This is a genomic window from Paracoccus sp. MC1854 (assembly GCF_014164635.1).
Lineage (GTDB): Bacteria > Pseudomonadota > Alphaproteobacteria > Rhodobacterales > Rhodobacteraceae > Paracoccus.
On the sequence record NZ_JACJFU010000002.1, the window covers coordinates 11,981 to 23,979 of the forward strand.

The window sequence follows — 11,999 nt, forward strand, 5'->3', positions numbered from 1 at the left end:
CCGCGTGGCCCTCTCGCATTCCTGGATAGGCCTTCGCGTTCTGAACATACCATGACAACCACGCGCCAGACCTTGCTGATGTTGTGCGCGGTTTTCGTGACTCTGACGCTTGGCATCGGCCTGACCGCCTTTACTGTCCGGCTGGAAAACCGGGCGGCCGTGCTTCGCTTTGAACGGCTTGCCGATCTGGTGTCGGGCCGGATCGAGCAGCGGATGATCCAGCATGTCGCCCTGTTGCGGGGCACGCGCAGCTACTTCGACGCGCAGGACCAGCCGGTTTCCGTGGAAGAATTCCGCCGCTATGTCGAAGGGCTGGAACTGCAAAGCGATTATCGCGGCATCCAGGGGATCGGCTTTGCCGCGCTGCTGCCGGCGGACCTCCAGAGCCCGGCCCTTGAGCGGATCTCTGCCAACCACGGCTGGCAGGCGGTTGCGCGTCCGGGCAGCGACCAGCCGCTTGTCGGCCCCATCACCATGCTCGAACCCATGGACGCGCGGAACCGGCAGGCAATTGGCTACGACATGTTCGCCGAATCCGTGCGCCGCGAGGCAATGATCGCCGCCCTTGAAAGCGGCGAGGCGCAGGCGACCGGGCCGGTGGAACTGGTGCAGGAGATCACCGCCGAAAAGCAGGCGGGTTTCCTGATCTACATCCCCACCCGGATCGGGCTGTTCGGGATGCGCGAGGGCCGGGACGGCGGCTGGGTCTATGCGCCCTATCGCGCCGGCGACCTGCATCACGCGGTTCTGGCCGAACTGCCGGACCTGCCCTTGTCGCTGCGGACGATGGACCGGCAGGCGCCCGGCCAGCCGCTGTTCGACAACATCCCCGAGGATGCGCCCGCCCGCCTGCTGAACCGCGCCGCCACGCGCGAGATCGCCATCGCCGGGCGGAACTGGCAGTTGACGATGGTTCCCGCCCCCGGCTTTCTGGGGCTGGACGATCGCACGGCCAGCCTGATGGTCGGGGCATTGTCGCTGCTGCTGCTGATCGCGGTGACCGGCGCCACGCGCAACTTCATGCGCGCGCTGCGCGAGGCAGAGTTGCGCGCCGTTCAGTCCGCCCGCGAGGCCGATGAGCGCACGCTGCTGCTGCGCGAGATGCAGCACCGGATCAAGAACCACCTGGCCCGCATCCAGGCGATTGCCCGGCAGACGATGCGCTCGGCCCCGGACCTGCAGGAATTCGGGCGCGTGTTCGGGGCGCGGCTGGCGGCGATGGCCAAGGCGCAGGATGCCGTGAACCGCACCGATCAGGGATCTGCGGAACTTGCCGGACTGCTGCGGGCCGAGGTCGGCGGCGTCGTTGCCGCCGCGCAGGCCGAAGGGATGCTGAACGGCCCGCCGGTGCGGCTGAACGGGCGCGAGGCGCAGGCCTTGGGGCTGGTCGCCTATGAGCTCAGCACCAACGCGATGAAATACGGTGAAAACTCGGACGACCTGACGATCCGCATCGACTGGACGGTTGAACCACGCGCCGGCGCCGACTGGCTGGTGCTGAGGTGGAACGAACCGGACGCCAGCCCGGCGCCCGGCCGTGAGGACCAGAACGGAAATGGCGGCTTCGGGTCGCAACTGATCCATGCGCTGATCGAGGGCGACCTGAACGGCGCGTTCGCCCGCGCCTTCGGGTCCGACGGCATGGTCGTCACCATCGCCTTTCCCTTGGCGCTGGCCGATCACAGCGGCTCGGATGGCGCCTCGGCCTTGGGTTCCTTTGGCCCCTGACCCATGGCCAGCAGGCTGCCCCGGCTGCTGCCGATCAGCGGGCCGCGCCCCTGCCCCACCACCGCCAGCGACCCCGGCGAGCCAGTCCGTTCCGACCCCACCGGCGCACCCAGCAGCGTCAGCCGCTGCCGCGCCCGCGCCACCTTTTCCGGCGCGACCGGCGCAGCCATGGCGAAGCTGTTGTAGGTTTCCGGCGCGCCGGTCATCCCTTGGAACCCCTGCGCCTTGAATGTCGCCCGCAACTCATCGAAGCGGGCGAGATAGCGGTTCGCATGGACCGCCGTGCGCGAATGGAACGCGCCCGCCGCCCGCCGCCAGTCGCCCGTCTCGGCATGAAGGTCGCGGACAAAGCGGGCGGCGTAGCGGGCGTTTTCCAGCGGGTCGAACATCTCGACCACGGACGGGAAGTTCTCGCCGTGCCAGCGGTAGTTCAACTGGAAGCAGCCGATGTCGAGGTTCACCCGCCCCTGCTCGATGCGGTCCTGCGCGAAGGCCAGCGCCTCGGCCGGATCGTCGAACCAGCTTCCCGCGCCTTCGGCATTCACGCTCCAGGCCCAGGGGCGGACGAGGTCGCCGCGCCGCCGCCCCGTTTCGGTCAGGGTCAGCGCGCCGAGGATGTCGGGCGGCACCCCCATCTCGGCCGCCGCCGTCATCGCCGCCCATTCGCAGACCGCCGCCGGCTGATCTGCCGGGCCGGGCGCGGCAAGCGCCGGCGCTGGCAGGAACAGCAGCGCAAGAACCCAACCCAACCGCATCAGCCACCCCCGAATATGAGGAGGGGATAGCAGGGCAGGCTTAAGAAACCGTTGTCAGGCGAACAGCTCGCGGCAGAATTCCAGCCCCGAAACGAGGGCGTCCACGTCCTCGCGGGTGTTGTACATGGCAAAGCTGGCGCGCGCCGAGGCGGCAAGGCCGTAGTGCTGCATCAGCGGCATGGCGCAATGCGTCCCCGCCCGCACCGCGATGCCGCGCTGGTCGAGGATCGTGGCGATGTCATGGGCATGCGCCCCTTCCATGGTCATGGAAAAGATCGCGCCCTTGCCCGGCGCTGTTCCCTGAATCTGCAGCCAGTTCAGCCCGCCCAGACGTTCCACCGCATAGTCGCGCAAACCTGCCTCATGCGCGGAGATGTTGTCCATCCCCAGGCCCATCAAGTATTCCAACGCCGCGCCAAGGCCGATCTGGTTGACGATGCCGGGGGTGCCGGCCTCGAAGCGCAACGGCGGGTCGGCGTAGCTGACCGCATCGCGCGACACCTCGCGGATCATGTCGCCACCGCCGAAGAAGGGGCGCATCTCGGCCTGCCGCTCGGCCCGTATCCAGATCGCGCCGGAACCCGAGGGGCCGTAAAGCTTGTGCCCGGTGATGCAGTAGAAATCGCAGCCGAGCGCATCCACGTCCACCGGCATATGCACCGCCGCCTGACTGCCATCGACCAGCACCGGCACGTCCGTCCCCCGCGCGATGGCGCCCACGTCCACCACCGTGCCGGTCACGTTGGACATATGGGTGACGGCGATCAGCCGCGTCTTCGGTCCCACCGCCGCCAGCACCTTTTCGGGCGGAAGGCTGCCGTCGGGCTCGGGTTCGACCCAGCGCAGGACGACGCCCTGGCGTTCGCGCAGGAAATGCCAGGGGACGATATTGGCGTGGTGTTCCAGCACCGACAGCAGGATCTCGTCGCCGGGCTGCAGGCGCGGCGCGGCCCAGCCGTAGCTGACGAGGTTGATCCCCTCGGTCGAGCCGCTGGTGAAGACGACCTCGCTTTCATCCCGCGCGTTCAGGAAGCGGGCGATGATCCCGCGCACCCGTTCATAGTTGTCAGTCGCGAGGTTCGACAGGAAATGCAGGCCACGGTGGACGTTGGCGTATTCGCCCGCATAGGCCGCCGAGATCGCGTCGATCACCACCTGCGGCTTCTGCGCGCTGGCGCCGCTGTCCAGGTAGACCAGAGGCCGCCCGTTCACCTGCCGCGACAGGATCGGGAAATCGGCGCGGACGCGGGTGATGTCAAAGCTCATGTGGGCGCTCCCGGCAGGACCCCGAGGGTGGCGGCGAGGATGGACAGAAGAAAGCTGGTCAGCATGATCGTGCCAAGAATGCCCATCACCACCATCAGCGCATTGCGGAAGCCGTGCACCGCCATCGTCAGGGCCACCATCAGATAGGCGGCCAGCAGCAGCGTCGCAATGCCGACCAGCGCGCCCAGCGGCGGCAGGATCAGGGTGACGGCAAGCTGGATGGTCTGCAGGGCGACCATGATCGCCTCGATCCAGCCGACGGCCAGCAGCGCGTCGGCGAACTTGCCGGTGCCGCCGAAGATGCGGCCGACCTCGGCCAGCAGATAGGCGCCGAAGGCGGCCGAGACGACCTGCACCGAGGCCATCGAGATCGGCGAGGCCGTGAGCATCCCCAGCACCCCCGCCCCGCCCTCGGGTCCCGACATCAGGGCCGCGCCCATCCAGGACAGCACGGCCGAGGCCGCGGCGGTCGCGAAGACCAGCGCCCAGCGGTCGCCCGGCCCCCAGGGCCTGGCTTGCAGCATCCGGAATCCCGTCTGCGGGTCGCGGACGGTCAGCCTCATCAGTTCTATCATGCAGGGTGCCTTTTGCGGGACAGGGCGCGAAGCCCGGCGATCCAGAACACCAGAAACGCCGCGCCCGCCAGCAGGTTCACCACCGTCAGGGCGGGCCCCGGCCCCACGAACCCCTGCGTCAACCCTTGCAGCAGCATGACGGGCGAGGCCGCGGCCAGCGCCCAGACCAGCGCAAGGCGGGATTCGAAGCCCTCGATCCGCGTGCCGAAGGCGCGGAGGAGAAGCTGCACCACCAGCGCCGCCGTCATGACGACCAGCGGCATCAGGAACAGCGTCGCCAGCAACGCACCGCCCAGCCGCGCCTGCAGCGGCACCGATGGGTCCAGCGCCGCCGCCCGCGCGTGCGCCGGCCATTGCGCGACGAAATAGACCGCCATCGTGCCCAGCAGCAGCGCCAGCAGGCCCGCTTCGGAAATGCCGGCCATCCCGCGCACCGCCGCGCCGGGCCTGCGCCAAGTCTGCAGGATGCGCGGGACCAGCGCCACCTCAGCGCGCCTTCGCGGTCAGCCAGTCTTCGAGCCTGCCGGAGATCTCGGCGCGCAGCTCGTCGTTCTCGACCTCTTCCAGCGCGTCGGCAAGGAAGCTGAGGACCAGCAGCACCACCGCCCGTTCCTGCGGAATCCCGCGCGAGCGCAGGTAGAACAGCGCGGTTTCGTCAAGCGCCCCGGTGGTCGAGCCGTGCGAGCACTTCACGTCGTCTGCGTAGATTTCCAGTTCGGGCTTGGCGAGGAACTGGCTGGTTTCATCCAGCAGCAGGGCCTGGCTGATCTGGTAGCCATCGGTCTTCTGCGCCCCCGGCTTCACGAGGATCTTGCCTTGGAAGACGCCGGTCGCGCCGTTCTTCAGCACCTTCTTGAAGACCTGCCGGCTTTCGCCGCGCAGACCCCCGTGGGTGATGAACACGGTGTCGTCATGGCGCAGGTTGTCACCATCGCCCAGCACGGCGGCGGCGACATGGGCCACGGCATCGTCGCCCGCAAGCTCGATCACCGATTCCGACCGCATGTGGCGGCCGTCGACCGACAGCTCGAAGCTTTTCAGCGAGGCGCCCTCGGCCACGCGCGAGAACAGGTGGCTGTTGAAGACGCGGGCGATCCCGGCGCGGTGGGCCGAGATGTGGTGCAGCTTCGCGCCAGGGGCGAGGTCAGCCTCGATCACCACGTTGCCGCGCGCGCCGACAAGGCCATTTTCCAGCAGCGTCAGGTCCGCGCCTTCCTCCACCCGCAGGATGTGATGCACGATCACATCCGCCGCCGGGTCCGAAACGCGGTAAAGGACCTGCACCGGCCGCGCAGCCTGTCCGGTGACGCGGATCACCACACCATCAGTAGCCACAGCCGTGTTCAGCGCGGCGAAGGCACGCGCGACGGGCTTTTGCCCCTGCGCTTCCAGCTTGCCGTAAGCCTCGCCAACCCAGTGGCCGGGCTGCGCGTCGGCCTGGGCCAGCGTGGCGATCTCGATTCCCGACAGCTTCAGGTCGTCCGAGGCGGCGGCGTCGAAGCGGCCATCGGTGAAGACCAGCCGCAGCTTGTCCACATCGGCGAACAGCGTCGGCTCGCCGCCGATGGCCTCGGCCGGCAGAGGCTCGGGGAGGGCAGCGTTGAAGAGCGCGGGGTCGGTATAGCGCCAGTATTCATGGCGCGGGCCGGGCAGGCCCTGCGCCTTCAGTCGCGCCAAGGCATCGGCGCGGGCAGCGGCAGTGGTGCCGGTCATCGGCGCAGGCGCGGCGTCAAGCCGGGCGGCGAGTTGAACGTCGGCGGGCGCGGAACGCGGCGCGCCCTCGATCACGGGGGTCTGGATGGTCATGGTCGCGGCCTCAGGCATCCGCCACCTCGGCGAGGATGTCCCCGTAGCCGTTGCGTTCCACTTCCAGCGCCAGTTCGGGGCCGCCCGACTTCACGATCCGCCCGTCATTCATGATATGCACCACGTCCGGCACGATATGGTCCAGGAGCCGCTGGTAGTGGGTGATGACAAGGAAGCTGCGCTCGGGCGAGCGCAGCGCGTTCACGCCATCCGCCACCAGCCGCATCGCGTCCACGTCGAGACCCGAGTCCGTCTCGTCCAGGATACACATGCGGGGTTCCAGCATGGCCATCTGCAGGATCTCGTTGCGCTTCTTCTCGCCACCCGAAAAACCCACGTTGACCGGGCGCTTCAGCATCTCGGCGTCGATGTCCAGCGCCTTGGCTTTCTCGCGCACCAGCTTGAGGAACTCGCCCGCCGACAGCTCCTCCTCGCCGCGCGCCTTGCGCTGGGCGTTCACCGCCGTCCGCAGAAAGGTCATGTTGCCGACGCCGGGGATTTCCACCGGATACTGGAAGGCCAGGAACAGGCCGGCAGCGGCGCGTTCTTCCGGCTCCATCTCCAGCAGGTCCTTGCCGTCCAGCGTGGCAGTGCCACCCGTGACCTCATAGCCTTCGCGGCCCGCAAGCACATAGGAGGTCGTGGACTTGCCCGAGCCGTTGGGGCCCATGATCGCATGAACCTCGCCCGCAGGCACGGTCAGCGTGACGCCCTTGAGGATCGGCTTGCCCTCTTCCTCAAGCTGCACGTGAAGGTTTTCGATTTCCAGCATGTTCATCTCCTTTATTCTTGTTGGGCCAGACTAGAGCTGGACGGCACTGCTGACAGCTTCTGGCAAGGTGTGACTGGCAGTTGCTTGACGGAGTTGAGTAATGGCGCTCTGCAAAGCCTGGTTCTGTGCATCGCTGACCCCGAAAATCGCCATGAGACGCTCGATTTCCGCCGAGACAGCAGCCTCGTGCTTGAGGATGCTTTGATCCTCGCAGTCATTCCGGTTCATCTGCTGGTAGAACTCGGCATTGTGCCGCTTGTTGGCCTCCCCAGTCTGCGACGCCGCCCATCCGCGACCTCTGATACGCTTCATAGCGAAGTATTCCGGGGTTCTGACGCAATAATGGTTGATCTGTGCAACTTCATAGCTCAGTTCATTTGCCGGAATTCTGGATGCCCGTGATCGATCCAGACCTTCGACCCACTTTCGGTGAACCCTGTTATGCACCGGCAGGCTCTGTCCATCGCATCCGGCGAAACTCTGGATAGGCAGAGATCCTGCCAGAAGCGGCCGATGGACAGAGTGACCTGACAAACCAACGACAGCATCACTCATTCTGAAGAATGTCTTGACCTTCAGATTGACTTCCGAGTCTTGGCTTGCCGCCAGCATGAAGCTTTCAGAAATGAAACGTCCGGGAAAAGTTTCATTTCCTCCATCCCCAAAAATGCGCCACGGAATGATGATCGCTTGGCGTGGGCCGAGATGATTGACCAGATCAGCGACGGTGCCGTCGCCGATATGGATGTTCAGGAACTCGTCCGCATCCAGCCAGATTGCCCAATCTCCGGAGCGGATATAATTTTCCGCATTTGCGATTTCGGCAGCGGCAGCCTGCGGAGCTACGCCATCCGAAACCGCAGTCACGGTGTGAATGATCTCGCCGGCAGCAGCGAGGCAGTCCAACAGCTCATTCGTCATGTCGTTCGAAGGATTGGAGACTATAGCAATCCTGTCAAAGCCGATGACCTTGTGGTAGGCAATCCATTCCAGAAGGAACGGTGCCTCATTCTTTACGGCCGTGAACAGCGTAGCGTGCAGCTTATCATCCGCATCGACTTCCTGCGTCACCCCACCGAACCTTCCAGCGAGATCGCGACCAGGCTCTGCGCCTCCATCGCGAATTCCATCGGCAGGGCCTGCAGCACGTCGCGGCAGAAGCCGTTGACGACCAGGGCTACCGCTTCTTCCTCGTCCATGCCGCGGGCGCGGCAGTAGAACAACTGGTCCTCGTCCACCTTGGAGGTGGTGGCCTCGTGTTCCACGCGCGAGGAGCTGTTCTTGACCTCGATATAGGGCACGGTATGCGCCCCGCACTGGTCGCCGATCAGCAGGCTGTCGCACTGGGTATAGTTGCGGCTGTTGGTGGCGCGCGGGTGCATCGTCACCAGACCCCGATAGGTATTCTGGGCCTGACCGGCGGAGATCCCCTTGGACACGATCCGCGAGCGGGTGTTCTTGCCAAGATGGATCATCTTGGTCCCTGTGTCGGCCTGCTGGGCGTTGTTGGTGATGGCGATCGAGTAGAACTCGCCCTGCGATTCATCGCCGCGCAGGATGCACGAGGGATATTTCCAGGTGATCGCGCTTCCGGTTTCCACCTGCGTCCACATCACCTTGGCGCGGGCCTCTCGGCAGTCGGCGCGCTTGGTGACGAAGTTGTAGATGCCGCCCTTTCCTTCCTCGTCGCCCGGATACCAGTTCTGGACGGTCGAGTATTTCACCTCGGCATCCTCCAGCACGACGATTTCCACCACCGCCGCGTGAAGCTGGGCCACGTCGCGCTTGGGCGCGGTGCAGCCTTCAAGGTAGCTGACATGGCTGCCCTTGTCGGCGATGATCAGCGTGCGCTCGAACTGACCGGTGTTTTCCGCGTTGATGCGGAAATAGGTGGACAGTTCCATCGGGCAGCGGACGCCCGGCGGGATATAGACGAAGGACCCGTCCGAGAAGACGGCCGAGTTCAGCGTGGCGAAATAGTTGTCCGACGGCGGCACGACCGAGCCGAGGTATTTCTTCACCAGTTCGGGATGCTCGCGGATCGCTTCCGAGATCGAGCAGAAGATCACCCCGGCCTTCGCCAGCTCGTCCTTGAAGGTGGTCCCCACGCTGACCGAATCGAACACGGCATCCACCGCGACCCGGCGCGCGTCGGCAGGCGTGGCGTCGGCGCCCTCGACCCCGGCCAGAATCGCCTGTTCCCTCAGCGGGATGCCCAGCTTCTCATAGGTGGCCAGCAGCGCCGGATCGACATCGTCCAGCGACTTGGGCTTGACCGCCATGCTTTTCGGGCGGGCGTAGTAATACTGGTCCTGATAGTCGATCTCGGGATAGTTCAGCATCGCCCAGCGCGGCTCGGCCATGCCCTGCCAGCGGCGGAAGGCGGCCAGACGCCACTCGGTCATCCACTCGGGCTCGTCGTTCTTCTGGCTGATCAGCCGGACGATGTCCTCGTTGACGCCCTTGGGGGCGTATTCCATCTCGATCTCGGTTTCCCACCCGTATTTGTAGGACCCCATGTTGGCGACGGTCTCGACCGTCTCACGGTCGACGCCTTCGCGGACTTCGATCTCGGGCATGTCCAGAGCGGCCATCGGTTACCTTCTTCCCTGCTTGCTTCGCCATCGGTCGCGGGCGGCAAGCCACGCTTCGGCAAAGCGGTCCAATTCCTCAACCGTCGTCGTTCCCCCGAACGAGACGCGCAACGCGCAGCCGGCATCCGCCTCGGCCACGCCCATCGCGCGCAGCACCCCGCTGGACCGGACCTTGCCGGAACTGCAGGCCGACCCGGCAGAGACGGCAAAGCCGGCCAGGTCCATCTGCATCACCTGCGTCTCGCCCTTCCACCCCGGCGTGAGGATGGACAGCGTCTGCGGCAGGCATCGGGATACGCGCCCCGGAAACATAGTGTTTCCCTCGGCATCTTCCAACCTCCCGCGCAGATGTTCTCGCATCCCGGCAAGTCTTTCGGGGATTCCGGCGGCAAGATCACGCTGTGCGGCCTTCGCGGCGGCAGCAAAACCGGCGATGGCGGCAAGGTTTTCCGTGCCTGCCCGGCGTCCGCTTTCCTGCCCGCCACCGCGCAGACGCGCGGGCCGATCCTCTCCCTCGGCAAGGATCAGCGCGCCGATACCGCGCGGACCGCCCAGCTTGTGGGCGGTGACGAAACCCGCCCGCACCCCCAGCCAGTCGAAGGCCATCGGGATCTTCCCAAAGCCCTGCGTCAGGTCGCTGACCGCGAGCCCCTGCGGCAGGTCCTGGATCACCCCCGTCTCACTGTTGGCTAACTGCAGCGTCGTGCGGGCCGGATCGTGCACGGTCACGCGGCCACTTGCGTCAACCGCCAGCTCCTCCTCGCCCCATGCCCGCACACAGTCATGCTCGACGCCTGCGCAGGCAAGCCCCTGCCCTTCCAGCGCCAGCGCGGCGGCCTCGGTCGAGCCCGAGGTGAAGACGATATCGGCGCGGGACGCGCCCAGCGTCTCGGCCAGTTCCTCGCGCGACCGTTCCAGCAGCATCTTGGCGGCCCGCCCCTCGGCATGGACGCTCGACGGGTTGCCGATGATGTCGAAGGCCCCGGCCATTGCCGCCCGCGCGTCGGGCCGCAGCGGCGCGGTGGCGTTCCAGTCCAGATAAACGCGGCTCATTCGCTGCCCGCGCCGCTGCCCAGCCGGTCGGCGATGCGGGCGGCCAGACGGCGGCCGACCTCCTCCTTGGGCAGTTGCGGCCAATGCTCGGTGTTCGTCTCGGTGACGAGGATCACGCTGTTCTCGGTCCCGCCCATCACCCCGGTCGCGGGGCTCACGTCATTCGCCACGATCCAGTCGCAGCCCTTGCGGCGGCGCTTGGCGGTGGCATTCGCGACCACGTCATCCGTTTCCGCCGCGAAACCCACGACCAGCCGCGGACGCGCCTGGGCCCGGCTGATCCAGGCGAGGATATCGGGGTTCTCGGCCATCTCAAGCGCCGGCGGACGGCCCGAGCCGTCCTTCTTGATCTTGCGGTCCGAGGGGCTGGTCACCCGCCAGTCGGCCACCGCCGCCGCCATCACCGCCGCATCGGCGGGCAGAGCCGCCTCGACCGCGGCGCGCATCTCTGCCGCGGTTTCCACCCGCACCACCTGCACCCCCGCAGGCGGCGGCACGCTCGCCGGTCCCGTCACAAAGGTCACGCGCGCGCCCAGATCGCGCAAACCCGCCGCAACGGCTGTGCCCTGTGCCCCCGAGGATCGGTTCGCGATATAGCGCACCGGGTCGATCGGCTCATGCGTCGGCCCCGAGGTGACGACGACATGCCGCCCCGTCAGCGGCCCCGCCGTCAGACCCGGCACCACGACCGCCTCGGGCGGAAGCCGCAGCACCCCCGTCAGCCGCAGCGGCCGCTCGGCATCCGCATCCTCCAGCGCATTGCGGATCGCATCGAAAATCGCCTCCGGCTCGGCCATCCGGCCCTCGCCCCATTCGCCGCAGGCCATGTCGCCCTCGTCGGGACCGACGAACAGCACCCCGTCGCCGTCCAGCGCCACGCGGTTGCGCTGCGTCGCCGGATGCTCCCACATCCGCACGTTCATGGCGGGCGCGATCAGCACCCGCTTGTCGGTCGCCATCAGCAGGGTCGAGGCAAGGTCGTCCGCGTGCCCCCCCGCCATCTTCGCCATCAGGTCGGCGGTCGCCGGCGCCACCACCACCAGATCGGCGGATCGCGACAACTGGATATGCCCCATCTCGGCCTCGCGGGTCAGGTCCCATAGGGCGGTGTGGCAGACCTCGTTCGACAAGGCCGACAGCGTCAGGGGCGTCACGAACTGCGCGCCTCCTTCAGTCAGAACCGTGGCGACGCCCATGCCTGCGCCTTTCAGCAGCCGCACAAGCTCGGGGATCTTGAAGGCGGCGATGCCGCCCCCCACGATCAGCAGAACGCGCTTTCCCTGCATCCCTTGTTCCTCGTCCCTGACTTGGCTGGCAGTTGCGACGAGACTTAGAAGACCGGGCCCCACGGGGCAAGGAAGCCCGCAACATACGACCTTCCAGAAAGCAGCCTCCGGCAGCTTCTTTCTGGTTCAAATACCTATGCGGCAGCGACGCTCGCGTGATCCCG

At 66.7% G+C, this 11,999-nt stretch carries 11 protein-coding genes; 1 reads left to right on the top strand and 10 read right to left on the bottom strand.

What is annotated here, in order from left to right; genetic code table 11:
* The first annotated feature begins 96 nt into the window (after positions 1–96).
* Entirely contained in the window at positions 97–1,728 is a 1,632-nt protein-coding gene (locus H5395_RS02070; protein ID WP_182790881.1) for a CHASE domain-containing protein, read from the top strand.
* Here the strand turns inward: H5395_RS02070 and H5395_RS02075 are convergent.
* The 10 genes from H5395_RS02075 to H5395_RS02120 are packed head-to-tail and all read right to left on the bottom strand — an operon-like array spanning position 1,680 to position 11,835.
* Positions 1,680–2,483, bottom strand: coding sequence for a hypothetical protein (locus tag H5395_RS02075; protein ID WP_220494765.1), 804 nt, complete (start codon positions 2,481–2,483; stop codon positions 1,680–1,682). The genes H5395_RS02070 and H5395_RS02075 overlap by 49 nt on opposite strands.
* A gap of 54 nt (positions 2,484–2,537) precedes the next feature.
* Positions 2,538–3,749 (bottom strand): cysteine desulfurase, encoded by a 1,212-nt coding sequence (locus H5395_RS02080; protein ID WP_182790882.1) that lies wholly within the window; start codon positions 3,747–3,749, stop codon positions 2,538–2,540.
* Positions 3,746–4,324 (bottom strand): YIP1 family protein, encoded by a 579-nt coding sequence (locus H5395_RS02085; RefSeq protein WP_182790883.1) that lies wholly within the window; start codon positions 4,322–4,324, stop codon positions 3,746–3,748. Before H5395_RS02085 ends, H5395_RS02080 begins: the two co-directional genes overlap by 4 nt.
* The gene (locus H5395_RS02090; protein WP_182790884.1) at positions 4,321–4,809 is read right to left on the bottom strand and encodes a hypothetical protein; all 489 of its coding nucleotides are present in this window, start codon (positions 4,807–4,809) and stop codon (positions 4,321–4,323) included. The genes H5395_RS02085 and H5395_RS02090 overlap by 4 nt, the downstream gene beginning before the upstream one ends.
* A gap of 1 nt (position 4,810) precedes the next feature.
* Entirely contained in the window at positions 4,811–6,130 is a 1,320-nt protein-coding gene (locus tag H5395_RS02095; protein WP_370576348.1) for a SufD family Fe-S cluster assembly protein, read from the bottom strand.
* A gap of 10 nt (positions 6,131–6,140) precedes the next feature.
* Positions 6,141–6,902, bottom strand: a complete 762-nt coding sequence (sufC, locus tag H5395_RS02100; RefSeq protein ID WP_182790886.1) for a Fe-S cluster assembly ATPase SufC — start codon at positions 6,900–6,902, stop codon at positions 6,141–6,143.
* Between the two features lie 30 nt (positions 6,903–6,932).
* On the bottom strand, positions 6,933–7,973 hold the full coding sequence (locus H5395_RS02105; RefSeq protein ID WP_182790887.1) for a glycosyltransferase family 2 protein: 1,041 nt from the start codon (positions 7,971–7,973) through the stop codon (positions 6,933–6,935).
* A complete protein-coding gene (gene sufB, locus H5395_RS02110) occupies positions 7,970–9,496 on the bottom strand; it encodes a Fe-S cluster assembly protein SufB (RefSeq protein WP_182790888.1) in 1,527 nt (508 codons plus the stop codon). The genes H5395_RS02105 and sufB overlap by 4 nt, the downstream gene beginning before the upstream one ends.
* A gap of 3 nt (positions 9,497–9,499) precedes the next feature.
* Positions 9,500–10,549, bottom strand: coding sequence for a cysteine desulfurase family protein (locus tag H5395_RS02115; protein ID WP_182790889.1), 1,050 nt, complete (start codon positions 10,547–10,549; stop codon positions 9,500–9,502).
* A complete protein-coding gene (locus tag H5395_RS02120; RefSeq protein ID WP_182790890.1) occupies positions 10,546–11,835 on the bottom strand; it encodes a phosphopantothenate--cysteine ligase family flavoprotein in 1,290 nt (429 codons plus the stop codon). Before H5395_RS02120 ends, H5395_RS02115 begins: the two co-directional genes overlap by 4 nt.
* Positions 11,836–11,999 lie beyond the last annotated feature (164 nt).

Bases quoted from the DNA above. Each gene is read 5' to 3' on its own strand.
- H5395_RS02075 (WP_220494765.1), bottom strand. From the start codon at position 2,483: ATGCGGTTGGGTTGGGTTCTTGCGCTGCTGTTCCTGCCAGCGCCGGCG.
- H5395_RS02080 (WP_182790882.1), bottom strand. From the start codon at position 3,749: ATGAGCTTTGACATCACCCGCGTCCGCGCCGATTTCCCGATCCTGTCG.
- H5395_RS02085 (WP_182790883.1), bottom strand. From the start codon at position 4,324: ATGATAGAACTGATGAGGCTGACCGTCCGCGACCCGCAGACGGGATTC.
- H5395_RS02095 (WP_370576348.1), bottom strand. From the start codon at position 6,130: ATGACCATCCAGACCCCCGTGATCGAGGGCGCGCCGCGTTCCGCGCCC.
- sufC (WP_182790886.1), bottom strand. From the start codon at position 6,902: ATGCTGGAAATCGAAAACCTTCACGTGCAGCTTGAGGAAGAGGGCAAG.
- sufB (WP_182790888.1), bottom strand. From the start codon at position 9,496: ATGGCCGCTCTGGACATGCCCGAGATCGAAGTCCGCGAAGGCGTCGAC.
- H5395_RS02115 (WP_182790889.1), bottom strand. From the start codon at position 10,549: ATGAGCCGCGTTTATCTGGACTGGAACGCCACCGCGCCGCTGCGGCCC.
- H5395_RS02120 (WP_182790890.1), bottom strand. From the start codon at position 11,835: ATGCAGGGAAAGCGCGTTCTGCTGATCGTGGGGGGCGGCATCGCCGCC.